Below are 21672 nucleotides of genomic sequence, written 5' to 3'. Positions count from 1 at the left end.
ATGACCACCACCACTATCGAAACAGCAACAGACAACAAAACACAGTTCCTCCAAGAAACCTTGGCTGGCTTACACTCCGAGCCAAAATTTATGCGCTCTAAGTATTTTTACGATGCTAGCGGAGACCGCATTTTTCAGCAGATTATGGAAATGGAGGAATATTATTTAACCAAAGCAGAAATGGAAATTCTGCAATATCAGGCCAACCAGATTTCTCAGGCAATATCAGCCGATGGGAGCGCTTTTGATTTAATCGAACTGGGTGCTGGCGATGCCACAAAATCCATTCACCTGCTCAAATCATTGTTGCATAATCAGTTGGAATTTAGTTACTTCCCGATTGATATTTCCGCGCATGTAATTTCAGATCTGGAAGAAAGTTTGCCTAAAAAACTTCCCGGGTTAAACATGAAAGGTTTAAATGGTGATTATTTTAATATGCTCAAAAGTGCTACAGAACAATCTGGCCGCAGAAAAGTAGTGCTTTTTATGGGGGCAAATATCGGAAACATGAGCATAGCCGATGCCGGAAAATTCTGCTCGTCATTAAAAAAACTGCTTTCTCCTAAGGATTTGTTGATCATTGGATTTGACCTAAAAAAAAATCCCCAGCAGATTCTTTCTGCCTATAATGATAAAGGCGGAATTACCCGGTCATTTAACCTCAATCTGCTTCAACGGATCAATAAAGAATTAGAGGGCAATTTCGACCTGAACAATTTTGAGCATTATGCTTGTTACGATCCGGCATCTGGTGCCTGTAAAAGTTACCTCATCAGTTTAAAGAAACAGATTGTGAATATTGGTCAAAATGCCATTCATTTTGCAGAAAATGAGCATATTTTTATGGAAATATCACAAAAGTATTCGCTTAATGATATCGATCAGCTTGCAGAAAAAACCGGATTTAAACCGCTTCAACGTTTCTTCGATCAACATCAGTATTTTGTAGATGCCATCTGGAAGGTAGACTAGTTACGATTATCCAGAACCTGTAACAGTTGATTTAAATCCTCTTCTGTATTATAAAAGTGAAATGAAATCCTTGTGCCTGCCCCTCGTGGTGAGCAAAGGATTTTGGCTGCAGCGATTTTGTCAACTGTTTTTGGATCCAATGGCATACTCATGATGGTAGATTGATGTTTTCGCTCCAATGTCCAATCTGGAATTAATCCCCTTGAATTTAATGCTAGCCTGGCTTTGTTGGAAATTGCCTGTGCAGTTTTTTCAATCCAATCGAAACCAATTGAGCCAAGTTCATTTAAGCTTTCGTTTAATGTGCCGAAATTTAAAGTGTCTAAATGGCCTGGTTCGAAACACATAGATAGGTGGTCTTTACCTTTTAAGAAAGGTGCTTTAGGCAATTCGGCCAGTTTGTTTTTGCTGTAAATCGCATCTTTCATCCGATCGGAAAGAAATGCATAACCGTTTCCGTATCCGGCTAAAAGCCACTTATAGCCACTTCCAATCAAAGCATCCAGGCCTGACTTTTCAAAGTTAAAATTTGTTGTACCTAAAAATTGAGTGCCGTCACCGATCAACAAAAGATCAGGATATGTAACTTTTAATTTCTGGATAAATTCATCATCCATCCTTAATCCGCTAATGTATTGTACCATGCTAAATGCCAGCACAGTAGGCTTAAATTTTTCAATGGCAATGATGATCTTTTCTTCTAGCTTTTCATCAATGGCTATGCTATGGTACTCAAAACCCATACTGATTACAGGATAACTCACAGATGGATATTCCTCTTCCAACAATAGAAAACGATGGTTTTTGTTCAACCCACTCAATAAAGTATTAAAACCTACTGAAAAATTCTGAACAAGATAGGTGTTCTCGGATTTTGAGCTGAAAAGTTTAGCAATGTTATTTCTGAGGTCGGTAATGATGGGCAGGCTTTCCGTTCTGAAAATACTTCCTCCGGTTATAAAGTCTTGATCATGTTTAGTTCTCCATTCTGCCAGATTGGTAGATAAAATGCCAGAATTAGCGGTGTTGAGATAGGTATATGCGGTGAGGATCGGAAAAGATAGGTTCATGCCCAAATTTAAAAGAATTGTGCGTTAAAAAAATAGATGCTGCCACCGAAATTGATTTTTATACAAACCTATGAGAATCACGTTTGTTAGATTTATACAATCTGCTAATGTTATATGGAAAATCAAACATCAATACTGGTTACGGAACTTAAAATATTATTAAATGGGGGTGGAGCGCATGTAGGGTTTAAAGATGCTGTTGCCAATTTGCCTTTTAATCTATTGGGCGAAAAGCCTTACAACTTACCTTACAGCATTTGGCAATTGGTCGAACACATTAGAATCGCTCAGTGGGATATGCTCGAATTCAGTAAAGATGGATCGCATCGATCGCCTAAATGGCCAGACGAATACTGGCCTAAAGAACTGGCGCCTAAAGATGAACATGCCTGGAACAATACACTAAAACAGATTGATGCCGATCTGAAAGAATTTATTGCTTTGTTAGATTCTTCAGATTTATATGTGCCAATCCCGCATGGCGATGGACAAAGTGTATTACGCGAAGCCCTACAGATTGCCGATCATAATGCCTACCACGTTGCCGAAATTGTAGTTATCAGGCGTTTATTGGGTGCCTGGAAAAGCTAAAGGAAGTTGTCTTGTTTAGGCCCGTACTTTGCCGCTTATGCAGCCTTTTACTATTGTTTTAATCCGTTAAATTTAACTGTTCGTTCTCGTGAAAATTGAATAAAAAAAAGATTATGTTACAAAACTCAAAAGCATTCAGCTCATTTTCTGTAGACGATATACAGAAAGCAAAAGATTTTTATCAAGGCGTATTGGGTATCGAAGTGAAAGATAACCCGATGGGCGTAATTGAACTGGTTATTCCCGGATCAGCAAATGTATTACTTTATCCAAAACCAAATCATGTTCCGGCAACTTTTACGGTACTTAATTTTCCTGTCGGAAATATAGATCAAGCGGCCGACGAACTTATTGCTAAAGGAATAAAGTTCGAGATTTATAATGAAGAGTATCTCAAAACGGACAGTAAAGGCATTTCCCGAGGAAACGGAGGGCCAAACATTGCCTGGTTTAGAGATCCTGCCGGCAATATTTTGTCTATTTTGGAAACCGATTAGGCCTGACTGGACTTCCGAAGTTGGCCATGAGCATTGCCATTGGCGCAAACTTCGGAAGTCTTTTCCCAGCCAAACTTCAAAAGTTTTTATCACTAAAAGTGAAATTCCATGGCTGGTGGCTTACCATCCAAAGATAATCTTACTATTAACCTATAAGCTCAAAACATTGGTGAGCAATTTCATATTCTTCGTTGGTTGGAATAACCAGGATTTTTACTTTGGCGCTTGCCTTGTTAATTTCTTTCAATTCTCCATTATAGGCTGTATTTTGAGCTGGATCTAATTCAATACCCAAATAATTCAGCTCCGAACATACAGACTCACGCATGTTACTGTCGTTTTCGCCTACACCAGCGGTAAATACAATCGCATCTATACCGTTTAAAATAGCTGCATAAGCTCCAATAAATTTCTTGATCCTATAAGCATAAAGTTTTAGCGCCAAAATTGCAGCTACATTGCCTTCGCTTACCATTTTTCTAATGTCGCGCATATCGCTCGAACCACCTACACCTAACAGTCCCGATTGTTTGTTAACCAGGGTGCTCAACTGCTCTAAAGTATATCCAGAATGCTCCATTAAATGAAAAATAACCGATGGATCGATGTCTCCAGAGCGTGTGCCCATCATTAAACCGCTTAATGGGCCAAATCCCATACTGGTATCTATCGATTTACCATTTCTAATGGCCGTAATACTGCAGCCGTTGCCCAAGTGGATGCTGATAATTTTTGTATCAACTTTATTTAACCATTTAATGGCCTGCTCACTTACATATTTATGGCTGGTGCCATGAAATCCATATACCCGGATGCCATGTTCTTTGTAATACCATTCTGGAATGGCATAACGATAAGCCTGTTCTGGTATGGTTTGATGAAATGCTGTGTCGAAAACGGCAATTTGTTTCGCGTTTACAAAAGTCTGTTCGGCTACTTCAATACATTTATAATTAACCGGATTATGCAGCGGCGCAAGAGAAAACAGCTTTTTGATCTGATGTTTTACCTCGTCTGTAATAAGGGTTGCACCTGTAAAGTGCTCACCTCCATGCACTACTCTATGGCCAACGGCTGCAATATCATCAGGGCTGGCTATTACCGCGTATTCTCCCTCAGTGAGTAAAGCTAAAACCTGTTTTAAGCCTTCGCCGTGGTTAGCAATAAAACCTGATTGTTCTATGCTATGCTTTTCGTTGTTGTGATAAACTGTGTGTTTAACAAATGAGCCTTCAATGCCAATACGCTCTACCAGACCGCTGCAAACCGGAGCTTTTTCTGGCATGTTAAAAAGTTGGTATTTTAAGGAACTGCTTCCGGAGTTGATTACTAAAATGTTCATATTAAATATCTTGGCATTGGATCGCTGTAATTACAACGGTATTAAAAATATCATCTACCGTACAACCACGGCTTAAATCGTTTATTGGTTTATTTAAGCCCTGTAACATTGGGCCAATAGCCAGTGCACCGGTTTCGCGCTGTACCGCTTTATAGGTGTTGTTTCCGGTATTTAAATCGGGGAAGATTAATACACTTGCTCTACCTGCTACCTCAGAGCCTGGTAATTTTTGTTTGCCTACCAAGGGGTCTACAGCAGCATCATATTGTATCGGACCTTCAATTTTTAATTCCGGATGCCTTACTTTAACTATGGCAGTGGCTTCTCTCACGCGTTCTACATCTTCACCTTCTCCTGATGTGCCAGAAGAATAAGATAACATGGCAATGCGTGGCTCAATGCCGAATTTGGCACTGCTTTCTGCTGAAGAAATTGCTATTTCTGCCAGCTGTTGGGCAGTAGGATTGGGGTTAACCGCACAATCTCCAAATATGGCCACCCTTTCTGGCAGGCACATAAAGAAAATGGATGAAACCACCGATACGCCTGGCTTGGTTTTAACAAACTGTAAAGCAGGCCTGATGGTGTGCTGCGTGGTATGAACCGCACCCGAAACCATCCCATCGGCATCACCCTTGTAAACCATCATGGTTCCGAAATAAGAAACATCGGTCATCATATCCCTGGCCATTTCGAGGTTTACATTCTTGGCTTTACGTAGTTCGTGCAAGGTATCTACATAATCGTTATAATGAGCCGATTGGCCAGGATTATGTATTTTTATAGCATTGGGATCCAGATTTAATCCAAGTCTTTTAATCGTGTTGGTAATTTCGGCTGGATCGCCCAAGAGCGTGATGTCTACAATGTCCTGGGTAATGAGTTTCTCCACTGCTTTTAAAATGCGTTCGTCATTTCCTTCTGGTAAAACAATATGTTTTTTATCGCGTTTAGCCCATTTAACCAGTTGATATTGAAACATATGTGGTGTAATTCCCTGATAGCTGAAAGTGATAATTTTATCATCAAGCGCTTTAATGTCGACATATTTTTCGAAAAGCTCTATCGCGACTGCAATTTTCTTCTTGTTTTCGATTGTGATTTTGGAGTGGATACCGCCAATGGTTGTAGTGGTTTCGAACGTTCCCTTTTTAACCGCTATTATTGGAATAATGGTTTGTAAACCTTCAACCAATTTAATAATGGGCTCATCCGGTAAACTGCCTGCGGTTAAAACAATGCCCGCAATTTTTGGGTAGTTGGCTGATAAGTTGGCCTGAAGTGCACCAATAATGATATCGCCACGATCGCCGGGAGTAACGATAAGCAGGTTATCTTTTATATGCCTTAAAAAATTGGGCAGCATCATGGCACCGGTCACAAAATTATCAACCTGGTTATCCAATAATTCAGATCCAAAAAGGACCTCACCACCCAGTGCCAATGTAATTTCTTTCATGGTTGGACTTTGCAGGCCTGTTTCAGTGGGAATAACGGCGATAAGTAATTCGGCTGGCAATTGATTGGTTAAAGCCTGTTTAATACGGTCTGCCTCCTCTGGGTTCACCATGTTGGCCACTACGCCTAATACCTGCACATCTCGCAACAGGAAGTTACGGTAAATGTTGATGGCCGATTTAAAAAGCTGACTTGCAGTTTTGTTCTTTCCCGATACCACTATTAAAACTGGTGCACCTAAGTTTTTGGCCATTAAGGCATTCGATTCGAACTCAAATGCCATGCCTTCGCCTAAAAAGTCGCTGCCTTCGATTACTGTGAAATCATAGTTGTCTTCTAGCTTTTTATATTTACTGATAATGGTATTAATAATTGCTCCACTATCTTCTGCTTGATGCAGCATTTCTTGGCGGGTAAAGGCAAAAGCATCCTCATATTTAACAGGGAGTGAGAAATAATCCAACATGGCTTCTACATGTTCATCTTTTTTATTCTGATCGTCTTGCGCAATAATGGGTTTAAAGTAACCTACTTTTTGTGTTTTAGCCAATAACATATTGATCATTCCGAAAGCAATTACTGATTTTCCGGTATAGGGTTCGGCCGAAGCAATAAATATATTTTTAGTCATAAATAAGGGTCAATGTATAGGAATAACCAATCACGGCCAATATAGTTGGAAATATCTATTTTAAAAACTAAAAGAGGTTAAGTTTTTAATTGCATGATTAGAATGATTAGAAAACCGGAGTCAGCTATTCTGACAGTCGTAAACATAAATAGCAAAGGCAGGAAGTAGCTGTATGACAAATATAGAATATCATCCGGAGAAGTAATTTATTGCTTATTTGTATTGCGATTCAAATTGGCCCCTTCTTATCAATGGTTGAGCTGTAACAGCTAAATTAAATCGTTTTTATGCATTTGATTCAATCAATAACTTTAACATTTTCAGCCTGTGTATAAGTGGTAGGTTCACTTTTGCATCAGGATTAAGCTTTAAAGGCATAAAATGACTTTCTAGAAAATGGGCATAATCGGTAATTACAGTAGCCTGATTAAGATAAATTGGGACCTCTTGCTTTCCTGCCTGGGTAAAAAAATCTTCTAGCTGCTGTATTTCTTGAATGGTCATACTGCAAAGTTATCATTCTATTTTGAGCTGATTGAAATATTTTTTTTTAACAGGTGGTATCTGGCTAATGCTCAGTCATAATTATTTTTAAATTTTGTATGTACTAAAAATTTTAGTTTAAATTTGTTTTCCCTAATTAATTGTTTTAGTGTTCTAATCACATTGAAAGAGAATGAACAATAGTGAAATGAAAAAGGATATCCTCCGTTCAGATATGATTCAGGATATTTCATCACTTAAAAAAGAATATTGCCGAAAGGAGACCGCTTGGCACCGAGATTGGAAATTGGCCTTCCCGCCGTCATTTAGAGAAGTTGCTTTTTATGATGCAGCCAATGCTGATATTCACCGTGCTGATGTATTTACTCCATCCGGTTATACCATTGAGTTTCAAAATTCTCCGATCACATTGGCCGAGCTTAATAGCAGAGAGGCGTTTTATCCAAATTTAATATGGGTATTGAATGGCAAAAAATTTAAGGGATTTAAAATATTAAAACACTTGCCTGATGTAGATGACCCAAGGCTAAAGGATTACGAGTTTTGCCATTCCGATCACCTTTCGATGGTCAGGAAATCGGAGGTAATGCAGGGGCTGCCCAATCCAAAAATACTTAATTTTTACCATCCCGAACTTCAAGGTATTAAACTCACCTCAAACCTATATTCTTTTTGTTGGAAACAGCCACATAGTGTATGGTATTTAGCTACAGCAAAAATAATTGTAGACTTAGGTGGGCATTTTTTATATGAGCTAAAACAGCGTAACCAATTAAATGGAAATTATCCTTACCTGAAAATGTTAAGTAGGAAAACCTTTATCAATTGGCATACCCCGCCAGAGCTTTAAGTATAACTTCGAAAAATAAATTCAGCAATTAATGATAAAATTAGGAGCGCGCATAAGTAAGGGAAAGTAGCGTATTAAATCCCTTTACCTAAGAAATTTAATACGCTAAACCGCATTATTTCATACTGTCGTTAATTTTATTGATCATTACCAAATGGCTTTGAACAATTGGTGCTGTTTTCGTTGCAAAAGATTTAAGATCTGCGTCTTTTCCATCTCTTGATTCATCTTCCATTAATTTTAAGGTAGATTTATGTCCACTCACCATTGCATCAACATAAGCTTTATCAAAATCTGCACCTGTTTTTTTACTTAGGTCATCCATTTTTTTCTTGTGCTCATCATCTACAGTACTAGGCAGTGTAATGTTTTTTTGTTTCGCAATGGCCATTAATTCGGTGTTTGCCATGCCGTGGTCTTTTACCATCATGGTTGCAAATTCTTTAACCTGTGAATTGCTGCTTTTTTCGAGGGCCAGTTTTCCAAGTTCTACTTCAGCCATACCGCCAACCGCTGCCTGTGTAGTAAATTTCGCGTCAGCTTCATCTACTGCAATTCCTCCGGTGGCAACTGCATTGGTTGAACTGTCTTTAGCCATGTTTAAACTATCGGCACTTTCTTTGGCATCCTTGTTTCCTCCATTGCAGGCCTGAAATGCTAATACAGAAATGGCGAATACATAAATTAACTTTTTCATATGCTTTGTTTTTTGTTGTATCTACATAAACATGTTTTAAACTAAAACGGTTTTAAGCTTTTAAAATAATCGGGTAGGGTAAATGTCAGATGCTCAACTGAGTAAGCCGGTTTTTTTAGCAGGAGTGACGGAGAAGGGTTATGATTTAATAATTCTTATTTGGACTTGATCTAAATAGCGGTTATATTTGCCGAAAACAAAAATGCCACACGGTTCAGACCCATGTGGCTAAACCGGAAATCCGGCTCACCTTTAATCTCCATTAAAAGCCATGCAAATTAAGAAAATTTTGCTATTGGGCATGCTATGTGCCTGTGTAATTTTTACTTCTGCCCAAAACCAACTGTTGAGTATCTCGGGGCAAATCAAATCCAATGATGGTAATCCGCTTCCCGGGGCTACCATTAAAATCCACAAAACCAATTATGGTACATTAACAGACCAAAGTGGGAATTTTAAACTCTCCAATATTCCTCTGGGTAAGTACACCATACAGGTATCTGCAGTTGGTTTTAAAACACAAAAAAAAGAGATCAGTGTAGCTGATGGTCAGTCAGGTGGTTTCAATTTTAGCTTGTCAGAATCTACCGAGCAAATGGAAACCGTTAATGTAATTGGGAGAACGGCCAATCAGGAAATTAACCGGCAGGCTTTTAATGTAACTTCAGTTGATGCCAAAAAACTTTACAATACTACGCTTGATATTTCTGGTGCTTTAGATCGGGTAGCGGGCATTAGGGTAAGGGAATCGGGAGGGGTTGGCTCAAACTTTAACCTTTCTTTAAATGGTTTTTCGGGTAATCATGTGAGGTATTTTATTGATGGTATCCCGATGGATAATTTTGGATCATCTTTCCAGATCAACAATATTCCCATCAACATTGCAGATAGGATCGAAGTATATAAAGGTGTGGTACCAATGTGGCTGGGCGCTGATGCCTTAGGCGGCGCCATCAATATTGTAACTGGCGATCGTTACCGCAATTATGTTGACGTTTCTTACTCATTCGGATCATTTAATACGCATAGAAGTGTAATCAATGCAGCGGCTACCTCAGCAAATGGGCTAACTTTTCAATTAAATGCCTTTCAGAATTATTCGGACAATGATTATAGGGTAAATGTAGAGGCCTCTGATATTTACACCGGAGCTTATGCACCAATTGCATCTTTGAAGAGGTTTAACGATAAATATCACAATGAAACTTTAATCGCAAATGTGGGTGTGGTGGATAAAAGTTATGCGGATAAACTTTTGTTTGGGATTACAGTTGGTCAGAATTATAAAGAAATACAAACCGGTGCCAGGATGGTTTCGGTTTTCGGAGGCTGGCACCGTAGGGGTAACATATTGATGCCCACCTTAAAATATAAGAAAGAAAACCTGATCAAAGGTTTAGATGTAACCATTAATGCCAACTACAATTTAGGTAACGAACAGAATATTGATACTTTAAATGTTAGGTACGACTGGTACGGAAACAGTAAACCGAATGGAACGAATGGCGAACGCTCCAGGAGTTTGTACAAATACAAAAACAACAATGGCTTGGCAACAACCATGTTGAATTACAAAATAGACGACAATCAATCGGTCGCGGTAAGCAATGTATTTACCACTTTTAACCGAAAAGGTAGCGATGAATTAAATCCTGCCAATGCAGATTACGAAAGGCCAAAGAAAACCAATAAAAATGTTCTGGGGTTAGGTTATAATTTCGATGTACAAGACCGATGGAGCGCAACAGTTTTCGGGAAATATATCAATCAGGGCAATGTTAACGGAAGCGGCAGCACTGCTGGTAAAAATAGTACCGATAGGTTAGGTTATGGCGCTGCAGCTACTTATTTTATTAACCGGAACACGCAGTTAAAAGCTTCCTACGAGCTTACCAACCGTATGCCTGAGGCTCAGGAGATTTTTGGTGATGTAGAAAACCAGGATGCCAACCCAAGTTTAAAGCCCGAAAAAAGCGACAATTTTAATTTGGGCCTTGGTTACAGTTTCGCTATTGACCGGGAACATAATTTCTCTTTTACGGTCAATGGTATTTACCGCAATGCGACCAATTTTATCTATAACAGATTGAATCAAAATCAATCAAAACTCGTTGCCGATAACCGCGACGGGGTAAGAACAATAGGTGGTGATGCCGAAATCAGGTATTCGTATAAAAACTGGTTAAGTGTTGGTACCACAATTACCTATCAGAACCTTAAAAATCTTCAGAAATACGAAGTTAATCCAAGTACGGGCGAAAAATTCACCAATGTAAGCAATGTGTACCTGGATCAGATGCCCAATATTCCATACCTATATGGCAATGGAGATGTTTCGGTTGCATTAAAAGATCTGGGCCGTAAAGGCAATAATTTATCTATTGGTTATAACTTGTTATATGTGCATGCTTTTTGGCTGTACTGGCCAAGTCAGGGCGCAGCTGGCGATAAAAAAGTGATTCCACAGCAGTTCAATCATGATTTAAACTTCGTGTACAGCTTAAAACAAGGCCGCTATAATATTGGATTGGAAGCCAAAAATATCACCAATGCCGACCTCTTCGATAATTTTAGTCTTCAAAAACCAGGTAGGGCGTTCTACCTAAACCTGAGGTATTTCATCAATTAAAATCAATAATTAATACATAAAAAAAGTAATATGAAAACAAACTTTACCAAAGCGTTTATCGCTTTAGCTTTCGCTGCTGTACTTACCTCGTGTTCAAAAAAAGAAGAGAGCGAAAGTGTTCCGGAAAATCCAGGAAACTTTATCCTCGCCGTTACACCAGTGGCTTCTACAGGTGTTGCCGATTATTTGCTTACTGCCAGTGATCTGGATAAAGGCACAATCTCTACCGCTGGAAACGGAGTAGAACAAGATGGAACTTATCGCTATTATGTTACGCATAACAATAAGTTTTTCAGTATGCTTTACGGTCAGGGAAATCCGGGTGCGGTAACTACCTACAATATTTTAGCAGGCAAACTAAATAAGGTTTCTAATTTTCAGACTGAAACCGTTCAGGCTTTTGCGCCAGTTAACGACGATCTGTTATTGATTAAAATCCCAAGAAATTTAACCGCTCCAACAGCAAGCTGGTATAAAGTAAATACCAATAGCCTTTTAATCTCTGGAGAAGGAACATTAGATGCCACAGCTCCTGCAAACAACGGAGAAATCGCGCATTTTAGCTGGATTAAACAGGTAGGAAATAAAGTGTATGCGCCGTTTTTCTGTATCAACGGCAGCAGGTTCTGGACAAAATACCCTAACACAGCCTGGATAGCCGTTTATTCTTATCCGGAAATGAAATTAGAGAAAGTAATTGAAGATGACCGTACAAGTTTTATCGGAAGATATTTTACTGATGGATTGGGCGTAGTAGAAAATGGAGATGTTTATGCATTTTCGAGCTCAGTGGCTGTTGACGATAATACTGAAACTACTGATGTGCTTACAGATTCGAAAATAACCTCTACCAAACCTTCAGCAATTACCAAAATCAAAGCAGGCACAACAGCGTTCGATTTAACTTATTTTCTAGATTTTGAATCTGTATCTGGTGGTTATGTAATTACCAATTGGATTTATATCGGTGGTAATAATTTCATTGTAAATGCGATATTAAAAGCCAACAAAGGCGCTTATACAGTAGGTAAGACTATAGGTGTATTAAATGTAGTTGATAAAACCTTCAAAAAAGTTACGGGGCTTCCCGCCGAAACCGCTATCTCTAGCATCACTACAAATAACTATACGCCAAAAGATGGAAAACTGGCTTACCTGGGCTTCAATTTAAGTGATGGTACAAGCTATGTGTATAAAATTGATGCAGCTACAGCAACAGCTACAAGAGGCTTAAAAGTAGAAGGTGGGGTAATCACTGCCGTTCAGCATTTGAAATAACAACAAATTATTATCTCAAAAACTAAAAACAGAACAATGGCAACGGTAAATAAAACTACTCTGGCAAAGAAAAAAAATAAAGATTCGTTATTTAACAGGATCAATAAATGGCTTCACCTCTGGCTTGGCCTAATATCGGGTGTCATTGTTCTCATTGTTTGTATAACAGGCTGTATCTGGGTTTTTAATGAAGAAATTACAGGTTTATTGGAACCTGAAACCAAAATTGAAAAGCAGGATAAGCCTGTGATTACACCATCGCAACTGAGTGCCATTGCGTTTAAGCTTTACCCTGAAAAGATTCCTTCGTATGCACAATATCAACAGGGAAGGGCGATAAGTTTAAATTTAAGGGGAAAAAAGGATGAAGGACGGCGCGGAGGAGGAACCAGTTTAAAAATTAATCCTTATACAGGAGAGGTAATCAGCAAAGTGGTACATAAAAAAGGAGAGGTCGATTTTTTTAGGTTTATCCTCAACGGTCACCGTTTCTTGTGGTTGCCTTATGCCATCGGAAGACCGATTGTAAACTACGGAACCATGATATTTGTGGTTTTGTTAATTACGGGATTAATCTGGTGGTATCCTAAAAAATGGAACAAATCAACCCGCGATAAGAGTTTCAAAATTAAATGGGGAGCCTCATTTAAAAGGATAAACCTCGATTTACACAATGTACTTGGCTTTTATTCTTTAATCTTTTTGCTTTTTATTGCCTTGACAGGAATGGTTTATGGCATTAAATGGTACAGCGAAGGTTTGTATTGGGTAACCTCTGGAGGTGATAAATTAGGCGATTTCCAACGCCTGGAATCAGATTCATTAGCCGTTGGGAAATTTTACACACCTCAAAAAGCGATGGATCTGGTCTGGCAAAAAGTAATTCGCCGTCATCCAAAATCACAGGGTTTTTTCTATAATTTTCCCGATACTTCAAAAGCAAAAGCCACGATTAATATTACGGTTTATCCTAATACAGGTCAGTTTTACAATAACCAGGGCTATACCTTCGATCAGCATACTTTAAAAGAATTTAAACGCGAAGGTGTTTATGCTATTGCTTACGAAGAAGCTGGTTTTGGCGGTAAACTTCGCAAAATGAATTACGATATCCATGTGGGGAGTATTTTGGGTTTCCCAGGTAAAGTAATGGCTTTTTTAGCATCACTAATAGGGGCAAGTTTACCTATAACCGGCTTTCTGATCTGGTATGGTAGGAAATTCAAAAAGAAAGCTGTAAAGAAATCGCCCGTTTTAACCGAAGGTGATAATAAGCCTACTGATTTTAAGCCGAGAGTTAAAATTCCGGTAAAAAAAGTGGAAGAAGTTATAGAACAGGATTAATATTCAGGATATGATTAATTGAAAACCCAGACATTGTCCGGGTTTTCTTGTTTTAATGTCTTACAATTTTACCTTTTTAGTTTTTGGTTCTGGTTTTTCAGGTAATTGTATCGATAAAATCAAATCAATGCTTTCCGAGTTGGTTTCATAATCGGCTGCAATTTTTTCCCATCTTTTTAGTTCTGCCTGTAAGCTTTCGATTTCCTTACCCAATGATTCGATCTTATTCTGAATTGATTTTCTAACGTTTGTATTTGCCATAACACAAAATTATGATTTGATGGCATATCTTTAAACTTCTTTGTGGTAAGGATGCCTGTAAAAAATGCTAAGTGTTCTCTTTCAATGAGTTTTATTCTTATAAAATTTTCAACAATAGTGAAGAATCATCGAATTTGCTTACGATACCCAATAATTGAGCAATGATTTGCTATTTTTACCCAACATCCCCAATAAAATATGAAGAAAAATAATAACTGCGATCTTAAAACCTGTTTTATGTGCCAACTCACATTAAAAGAGTGGCATCCTGCTATCGAGAGCCATAAACGAAATTTTATCGCTAAAAAAGGGGAAGTAATTATCAAAGAGGGCGATCCGGTTAGTGGTGTTTATTTTGTTACTTCGGGTAATGTAAAAGTGCATAAACAATGGGGCGACAAAGAACTGATTTTACGTTTTGCAAACGATGGAGCCATAATTGGACATAGGGGAATCAGCAGCAGTATTTCTACTTATCCCATATCGGCAACTGCGTTAGAAACCACTAAACTTTGTTTTGTAGATATCGATTTTTTTAAAACTACCATAAAAGTAAACCAGGAATTTGCCTATGGTTTGTTGATGTTTTATGCCGATGAATTACACGCTTCAGAAAAGAAAATGCGTAATTTAGCTTTAATGTCGGTTAAAGGAAGGCTTGCTGTGGCTATTTTAGGATTGAGAGATCAATTTGGATTAGATGCCGAAGGATTTTTAAATTTAGCACTAAGCCGTCAGGATCTGGCTGCTTTTACCGGTGCCACTTACGAAACCGTTTTTAGGACCATGAACGAGCTGTTAGCAGAAAAGTCAATAATAGTGAAAGGAAAGCAAATTGGTATTTTAAACGAGGCTGGACTAACAGATTTGAGTAATAAGTAATTAATGTTCATGCTTTTAATTTTTTAAAATTTATTGTTGTTGCTGAGGGATAATTAATTATATAAATCAATATAAATGACAGATGGATAAAACAGGCGAATGGTCTTGAAATATCGTCATTTCGACCGCAGTGGAGAAATCTTTTAAATTTGATTTAAATAACTTGGTACAAAGATCTCTCCATTTCGCTGCGCTACAGTCGAGATGACGGCCATTCTATTGGAGTCTGTCAATGGTAGTGTAGTCGAAGTATCTTTTCAAATATTTATTTCGCTCAGCTTAATTAATAACCAGTTTTTAAATGATTAACATTATATGCTAGGAATCGTTTTATGTGGCGGGCAGAGCTTACGGATGGGCACTGATAAAGGTTTGCTCAGCCATCAGGATAAATTATGGGCACAGATGGCAGCTGATAGCTTAAGTGCGCTTGATCTCCCTGTAAAATTTTCAGTTAATCCATTGCAGCAAGAAACCTATGCAGGGTATTTTGGGGATGAATGCCTGATAGTTGATCATTCTTTGCTTGATATCAAGGGACCATTATTGGGGGTGCTTTCTGCGCATTTGTCAAATCCAGAGGAAGATCTGTTCCTATTGGCCTGCGATATGTTGTTGATGGAAATCAGGTTGTTGGAAAAGCTAATCCATTCACTTAAAGCTGATGATTCTTTCGAGGCTTATATTTTCACCAAAGATGGTCAGCAAGAACCTTTATGCGGGATTTATAAATTTGAGGGTTTGAAAAAAATTGTACACCTGCTTCAAGCCAATGGTTTGGCCAAACACAGCATGAAATACGTTTTAAGTTATTTGCGAGTTTGCGAAATTGCCATTGAGGACCAAGATTATCGTTATTTCAGTAATTTTAACTCGCATGCAGAAATAAACGGCTTATAACAATTGCAAGGCCGATTGATCAATTTTAGTGAAATTGTCTTTCTCTCCTTCGCAAAGCATGCAACAATAACCTTCCGGTAAATCTTTAAATGCCGTACCTGGGTTAATGTTGTTTTCAATTTCGCCAATGCGCTCGTTGTACACTGTAAAGCAATTGTTACACTGGTATAAAAACTCGCCATCTTTTTTTATCGCTTCTTCAGTTTGAAAGCTCTGTTTTTGATTACCGGTTTTTATCGCATTTAAACGGTATTTGTAAAACTTAAATATCGAACGCCTTACTTGTTCTGGTAATAAAAAACTAGGATTACTCCTGCTAAAAATTTCGCCGGTACGCTCGTTGGGGTTAAAATCTTTAGCGCAAAGGATATCGTAAACGGGGAGTAGTTTTAAACCCAATACATTAATCAAGTGGCGTTTTTGGATGAGGATACTACTGAAAACCTCACTTTTTTTGCGTGTTTTAATGCCAAAGCATATTCCAAACGTCCTGGTATCATCAATGCTTAAATGTTTAACAAGAAAATTTTTTAATGCTAAGCCTTCGTTACAATTGTCTTCCACCTGAAAGTTAAGTTCGTTGGCCGCATGCCGCATATTGATCTCAAATTCTTCGAGCAAGCCATTCCAAAGGTTTTTGTCTTTTTCATCAATTCCTTTTATAATAATGGTTTTCCAGGAGGTACAGCACAACTGACCGAGTTTGGTATCTAAACAAAGCTGGCAGAGTTTCTTTAAGAATGGAATGCTGAACAATTCATCACGCCTGTAGATACCCAACCAATATTTATTGTTATACCGGTTTAAGCCCTCGTAATAAGGTAGGTTAAATGAAGATAGCGATACGGTGTTTTCGGCTTGTTTAAGAATGAAATTGTCCTGATCCAAAAGTGCAAAGAGCGCTTCGCCATTGGCTTGTGGATTATCTACAAACTGTGACTGATTGTTTTTGATAATACCCTCCAACGCTTTGGTAACCTGTGCAATATGGTTGGTGTAACAAAGCTGATTCCATTCATAAGTTACATTGGTTTTTGGAAACCGGATGATCAAATGCCAATAATGTTCGGATTGTGAAGAGGCAATCCAGTTGATATTACCCGTTAACATGGGGGTAAAACTTTGGTCGCTATCACAGATATTGACTTTAACGGAAGGTCTAAAGTCGATATCGTCTAAAACATCCTTATATACACCTTCGGTAAGCCAGGTTTTGCGGATAAAAATCTCTTCAGCAGGATAAGAACTGATAATATTCGGGAAATTATTGGTGTCTACTTCATAATCGATTCCAAGTTTATCCATTTCACACGTAAATATGGTAATATTGTAGGTTGTAGTATCAATCAATAACTGCTGGCGTAGGCCAAAACGAACATATTGGATCCGCGCTTTTGTTGCCGCAACCAGGATATTATACAAATTGCCCGGTGATATGATGCCGCCTGGAAAGTTGATGATGATGGTTTGATACATGGCTTAGCTATTTAAAAGTCCAAATTCTACTACTGCCTTTGGGAAGTTTTTGTTTTCGTGTCCTGGTCTGCATAATTTTAAAAGCGCAAACCTTTGGATATTAGTGAGTTTTCGCCATTGGTTTAAGGAAAGCTGCAAAGCTAATTCTGTCGCCTTTTCTTTTAGCATCGTAGGGATTTGATGTAGGTTTCCCCAATCGGGTAGCGGGTCGATAGCTAGCGTGGTGGCTTGATTTCCAGTATATTTGGTAATCAGGCCAATCAGAAATTGATGGTACTTATCTGTTTGTTCCTGAGTTGAAACGGGTAGTAATGCCAGTTGGATCCGTTCCGATGGATGAAATTTGCTCCATTCAGCCAATTTTAGTTTTATTCCTGCGGCATCCATTTTAAAACGCACGATCATCGGGATACAGCGCACATTTTCTTCAATAAAATCTTCTTCGAACTTAAAATATTCAATCCCTTTTAGGTTTTTAAATTCTGAAGGACCTATTTTTACTTTCATCACTTTCTTTAATTTTAAATATTATACTCTGAACCTTACATTAAAGATAGAGAACTTACTCTTCTTATTCTGTCATGTTGAGCTTGTCGAAACACATCAAAGTGTATTTAAGTATGGTCCTTCGACAAGCTCTCTGCAGGATTCCTTTGGACAGGATGACAATTCGTACTATGATACAAGCTTATGAAGAATCACGAAAATCTATCATTTCTCTACTAAAACCTGCTTAGCTTCCGTTTTTAATACATTTACAAAAGAATCTAATATGGCTTTTACCTCGGGCCTGCAACTGCCACAGCCCATTCCGGCGCCAGTTAACTGGCAAAGCTGCACATGATCTTTACAGCCATCTTTAATTTTGTTGATCAGGTTACCTTCGCCAACATTGTTGCAGCTGCATACGGTTTTGCCTATAATAGGTTCGGTTGTTTTACCACTTCTTAATAATTGAAGCCGCTTTTCGCTCAACTCCATTTTATTTTCGATCAGGTTGCGGAACTCCAAAAACTCGCTTTTATCGCCGATTAATATCGCCCCAACCAATTTATCGTTGTGTACAATACATTTTTTATAGTAACGTTTGGCTTTATCAATAAAAACAATTTCCTCATAAGTAGGGTCGTTGTTTGGTATTTCGGCCAAACCTAATGAACAGAGTTCTAAACTGTGCATTTTAAGGATATTCATGAGCAGGCTGCCCTGGTAAAATTTAGCAATATCTCCGCAAAGAAATCGTGCCACTATTTCTGCCTGTTGTTCTGCTGCTGCGGTAATGCCGTACATCTGGCCTTTAAATTCGGCAATTTCACCAATGGCATAAATGTCTTTTTCGGTGGTTCTCAGGTATTCATCAACCACAACACCTCTTTTACACTCTATGCCTGCTTCTTTAATCAGTTCAGTATTCGGAACAGTACCTATGGCAATTACTAAAGATTCGCAATCGATCAATAAACCACTTTTTAAACGGATGCCTGAAATATTTTTTTCTCCGATAATCCGGTCTACTTCATCATTATAAAAAATCTCAATGCTTTTGCTGGTCAGTTCTTCATGTAGTAACTGACTGCCTAATGCATCCAACTGGCGACCCATTAATCTCGATATCCGTTGGATAATCGTCACTTTTGATCCTGTTTCAGCCAAAGATGTGGCCAATTCGATTCCCAATAAACCGCCACCAACAATTACTACTTTTCCATTTGTGGTATCCACATGTTTTTTAAAACTGTCAGCATCATTGCGGCTGCGCATGGTAAATATGCCGTTTAGTTTTGGGATATCTTTAAGCACAAAAGCCCTGCTTCCAGTAGCCAGGAGCAGAACGTCGTAATGGTGGGTTTCTCCATTACTATCGATAACAGTTTTATTTTCCTTGTTGATTTTTTCGATACCTAGTCCCCGGTGCAGTTTAATTCTGTAATCGGTTTCCTCACTATCGCTCATTTTAATGAGGTTATGCCAGGGTAAAGTGCCAATAATATAATCGGGGAGAAGTACCCTGTTGTAAAAAGGGAAATTCTCTTTGCTAAAGATCTCAATTTCATCTTCGGTATTTAAAGCCCTGTAACTTTTAACAAAACCACAGGCACCAGCGCCAGCTCCAATAACAATGATCTTTTGCCGGGCTTTTTGATATAATTTTACTTCTACAGCGCTAAATTTAAAATCGGGTTCTTTGCTTAGTGGGTCAACCAGGTTATTGGTGAGGTTGTTCACCCGGTTTAGGTCACTTTTTAAGATTTTTCCCCAGTGCATGGGCATAAAAACCACTCCGGGTTTAATATCTTCCGAAAATTTTGCTTTTACACGAACATTTCCACGTAAACTGGAAATTTCGATAATATCATTGTCTTTAATATGCCGAATCTCGGCATCAATTGGGTTGATCTCTAAAAAAGATTCGCTGATATGCTGGTTCAATTTATTTACCTTGCCTGTTTTGCTTCGGGTATGCCATTGATCTCTGATCCTTCCGGTGGTTAAAATCAATGGATGTTCCGGTGTTAAAGCTTCGGATTGGTTTTGGTCATCAAATGATAAAATATTAGCTTTTTTATCTGGTGTGTAAAACTGGTGATCGGTAAATAACCTGGCTGTTCCGAAGGCCTTTTCTTGCTTCGGATAAGGCCATTGAACGGCTCTTTTTTCCCTTAAAATCTCATAATTAAGTCCGCTGATATCAATGTTGGTTCCTTCCGTAAGGGCTGCATGCTCGTTGTATATTTCGGAAGCACTTTTGAAATCGAAACCGTGGTAGCCCATTTTTTTTGCAAACCGGCAGATAATTTCCGAATCTGGTAAGGCTTCTCCAGGTGCTTCGGTTACTTTACTGAGATAAGAAATATAGCGGCCTGCATTGGTCATGGTGCCCTCTTTTTCTACCCAGGCAGCTGCAGGTAAAACCACATCAGCGTATTTTAAGGTTTCTACTTTATTGCTAATGTCTTGAACAACTACAAATTTCGCTTTTTTTAATCCTTCTTCGGCTACACGAACATCAGGTAGACTAATCAATGGATTGGTGCATAAAATCCAAACCGCTTTGAGCTTTCCTGTATTCAGTTCATCAAACATTTCGGTTGCAGTTAAGCCCGGTTTAGATTGTATGGTGCCCAATGGGATCTGCCAAAATTTTTCGACCTCATTGCGGTGACTTTCGTTGGCTAAAACGCGATGTGCCGGCAATAAATTGCTTAAACCACCAACTTCTCGTCCGCCCATGGCATTTGGTTGTCCGGTGAGTGAAAAAGGTCCGCTTCCAGGTTTGCCAATATGGCCGGTAATCAGGTTTAGGTTGATTAACGAAAGGTTTTTATTAGTGCCCACCACACTTTGGTTAAGTCCCATCGTCCACATGCTGATGAAACCTTTTGCATTGCCGATGTACGATGCAGCCAGGCGGATATCACTTTCTTTTATTCCACAAATAACTGCTGCTTCGGCCAGTGAGGTTTGGAAAACGGTAGCATGGTATTTTTCATAACCATTGGTACTGTTGATGATAAAATCAGCGTCGATTTTTCCATCTTCAATTAAACATCGGCCGATGGCGTGGTGAAGGGTAATATCGGTGCCTGGATTGAGTTGCAAATGGACATTGGCAAGCGAGCAGGTCTGCGTTTTTCGCGGGTCGCTTACAATGATCTTTAGGTCTGGATTTTTTTGCTTTGCGGCTTCAACACGGCGCCAAAGGATAGGATGGCACCATGCTGGATTTGCGCCCGCAACAAAAATGCAATCGGCAATTTCAATATCATCGTAACTAATGGGCACAGTATCTTCACCTAAGCTCATTTTATAACCAACAACCGCACTGCTCATACATAAGCGGCTGTTGGTATCGATATTATTGCTACCGATAAAACCTTTAATCAATTTGTTTACTACATAATATTCTTCCGTTAAACATTGTCCGCTTGCATAAAAAGCCACACTATCGGGTCCATGTTTTTTAATCAATGCTTTGAAAACGGCTGCTGTTCTTTCTAGTGCGGTATCCCAGCTTACCCTTTGGAGGGGCATGTTTTTGTTGTAACGCATTTCGGGGTAAAGCAGTCTGTCGCTTTTGTCATTCGCGGTGTAATGCAGATTCATGCCTTTACTGCACAACATGCCTTTATTTACAGGGTGGTTTTTATCTCCTTCAACTGTTATCCGCTCATGGATATCTTTATTTACCACAATACCACAGCCCACTCCGCAGTAGCAGCATGTTGTTGTATTATTTAGCGATATATTCTTTTCTTCTTTCAAATGATCAACGGTATTGTAGGTAGA

The 21672-nt window shown here is 38.7% G+C and carries 18 protein-coding genes; 9 read left to right on the top strand and 9 right to left on the bottom strand.

Annotated features, from left to right (window positions below; all coding sequences use genetic code 11):
• The gene (locus LQ227_RS16630) at positions 1-975 is read left to right on the top strand and encodes an L-histidine N(alpha)-methyltransferase (protein ID WP_230141720.1); all 975 of its coding nucleotides are present in this window, start codon (positions 1-3) and stop codon (positions 973-975) included.
• Here the strand turns inward: LQ227_RS16630 and LQ227_RS16625 are convergent.
• Positions 972-2045: an aminotransferase class V-fold PLP-dependent enzyme gene (locus LQ227_RS16625; protein ID WP_230141717.1), complete on the bottom strand. Its 1074-nt coding sequence runs from the start codon at positions 2043-2045 to the stop codon at positions 972-974. The genes LQ227_RS16630 and LQ227_RS16625 overlap by 4 nt on opposite strands.
• A gap of 114 nt (positions 2046-2159) precedes the next feature.
• Here LQ227_RS16625 and LQ227_RS16620 point away from each other — a divergent pair, with 114 nt between their 5' ends.
• Together LQ227_RS16620 and LQ227_RS16615 are read left to right on the top strand one after the other, a co-directional pair.
• Positions 2160-2636: a DinB family protein gene (locus tag LQ227_RS16620; protein WP_230141715.1), complete on the top strand. Its 477-nt coding sequence runs from the start codon at positions 2160-2162 to the stop codon at positions 2634-2636.
• A gap of 113 nt (positions 2637-2749) precedes the next feature.
• A complete protein-coding gene (locus tag LQ227_RS16615) occupies positions 2750-3133 on the top strand; it encodes a VOC family protein (protein ID WP_230141713.1) in 384 nt (127 codons plus the stop codon).
• Positions 3134-3278: 145 nt separating this feature from the next.
• On the opposite strand, the gene LQ227_RS16610 is transcribed toward LQ227_RS16615, so the two are convergent.
• The 3 genes from LQ227_RS16610 to LQ227_RS16600 all read right to left on the bottom strand — a co-directional run bounded on the left by LQ227_RS16610 (position 3279) and on the right by LQ227_RS16600 (position 7068).
• A complete protein-coding gene (locus tag LQ227_RS16610) occupies positions 3279-4475 on the bottom strand; it encodes an acetate/propionate family kinase (RefSeq protein ID WP_230141705.1) in 1197 nt (398 codons plus the stop codon).
• Between the two features lies 1 nt (position 4476).
• Positions 4477-6564 (bottom strand): phosphate acetyltransferase, encoded by a 2088-nt coding sequence (pta, locus tag LQ227_RS16605; protein WP_230141702.1) that lies wholly within the window; start codon positions 6562-6564, stop codon positions 4477-4479.
• Between the two features lie 285 nt (positions 6565-6849).
• Positions 6850-7068: a hypothetical protein gene (locus LQ227_RS16600; protein ID WP_029276033.1), complete on the bottom strand. Its 219-nt coding sequence runs from the start codon at positions 7066-7068 to the stop codon at positions 6850-6852.
• Between the two features lie 172 nt (positions 7069-7240).
• On the opposite strand from LQ227_RS16600, the gene LQ227_RS16595 reads away from it, so the two are divergent.
• On the top strand, positions 7241-7918 hold the full coding sequence (locus LQ227_RS16595; protein WP_230141695.1) for a competence protein: 678 nt from the start codon (positions 7241-7243) through the stop codon (positions 7916-7918).
• A 115-nt stretch (positions 7919-8033) separates the two neighbouring features.
• On the opposite strand, the gene LQ227_RS16590 is transcribed toward LQ227_RS16595, so the two are convergent.
• Complete coding sequence (locus tag LQ227_RS16590; RefSeq protein ID WP_230141692.1) at positions 8034-8615, bottom strand: DUF4142 domain-containing protein; 582 nt, start codon at positions 8613-8615, stop codon at positions 8034-8036.
• Between the two features lie 271 nt (positions 8616-8886).
• On the opposite strand from LQ227_RS16590, the gene LQ227_RS16585 reads away from it, so the two are divergent.
• The 3 genes from LQ227_RS16585 to LQ227_RS16575 are packed head-to-tail and all read left to right on the top strand — an operon-like array spanning position 8887 to position 13866.
• Positions 8887-11244 (top strand): TonB-dependent receptor, encoded by a 2358-nt coding sequence (locus tag LQ227_RS16585; RefSeq protein ID WP_230141690.1) that lies wholly within the window; start codon positions 8887-8889, stop codon positions 11242-11244.
• 30 nt (positions 11245-11274) lie between these two features.
• A complete protein-coding gene (locus tag LQ227_RS16580; protein ID WP_230141688.1) occupies positions 11275-12522 on the top strand; it encodes a DUF4374 domain-containing protein in 1248 nt (415 codons plus the stop codon).
• Positions 12523-12558: 36 nt separating this feature from the next.
• Positions 12559-13866 carry a PepSY domain-containing protein gene (locus tag LQ227_RS16575; protein ID WP_230141685.1) on the top strand — a complete coding sequence of 436 codons (1308 nt, stop codon included), beginning with the start codon at positions 12559-12561 and terminating at the stop codon, positions 13864-13866.
• Between the two features lie 60 nt (positions 13867-13926).
• Here LQ227_RS16575 and LQ227_RS16570 read toward each other — a convergent pair whose 3' ends face one another.
• Positions 13927-14127: a hypothetical protein gene (locus tag LQ227_RS16570; RefSeq protein WP_029276036.1), complete on the bottom strand. Its 201-nt coding sequence runs from the start codon at positions 14125-14127 to the stop codon at positions 13927-13929.
• Between the two features lie 237 nt (positions 14128-14364).
• Between LQ227_RS16570 and LQ227_RS16565 the strand changes: the two genes are divergently transcribed.
• Together LQ227_RS16565 and LQ227_RS16560 are read left to right on the top strand one after the other, a co-directional pair.
• A complete protein-coding gene (locus tag LQ227_RS16565; RefSeq protein WP_230150013.1) occupies positions 14365-15009 on the top strand; it encodes a Crp/Fnr family transcriptional regulator in 645 nt (214 codons plus the stop codon).
• A gap of 315 nt (positions 15010-15324) precedes the next feature.
• A complete protein-coding gene (locus LQ227_RS16560; protein WP_230150010.1) occupies positions 15325-15909 on the top strand; it encodes a molybdenum cofactor guanylyltransferase in 585 nt (194 codons plus the stop codon).
• Here the strand turns inward: LQ227_RS16560 and LQ227_RS16555 are convergent.
• From LQ227_RS16555 to LQ227_RS16545, 3 genes are all read right to left on the bottom strand, one after another.
• On the bottom strand, positions 15904-17385 hold the full coding sequence (locus LQ227_RS16555) for a rubredoxin (protein ID WP_230150008.1): 1482 nt from the start codon (positions 17383-17385) through the stop codon (positions 15904-15906). The two genes, LQ227_RS16560 and LQ227_RS16555, sit on opposite strands and share 6 nt — an antisense overlap.
• A gap of 3 nt (positions 17386-17388) precedes the next feature.
• Positions 17389-17892: a nitrate reductase associated protein gene (locus LQ227_RS16550; protein WP_230141676.1), complete on the bottom strand. Its 504-nt coding sequence runs from the start codon at positions 17890-17892 to the stop codon at positions 17389-17391.
• A 204-nt stretch (positions 17893-18096) separates the two neighbouring features.
• Positions 18097-21648: a nitrate reductase gene (locus LQ227_RS16545; protein ID WP_230150006.1), complete on the bottom strand. Its 3552-nt coding sequence runs from the start codon at positions 21646-21648 to the stop codon at positions 18097-18099.
• Between the last annotated feature and the right edge of the window lie 24 nt (positions 21649-21672).

The organism is Pedobacter sp. Bi27, from assembly GCF_918698255.1.
GTDB lineage: Bacteria > Bacteroidota > Bacteroidia > Sphingobacteriales > Sphingobacteriaceae > Pedobacter.
The sequence above is the reverse complement of the archived record's forward strand: the minus strand, read 5'-3'. Positions and strand labels throughout refer to the sequence as shown.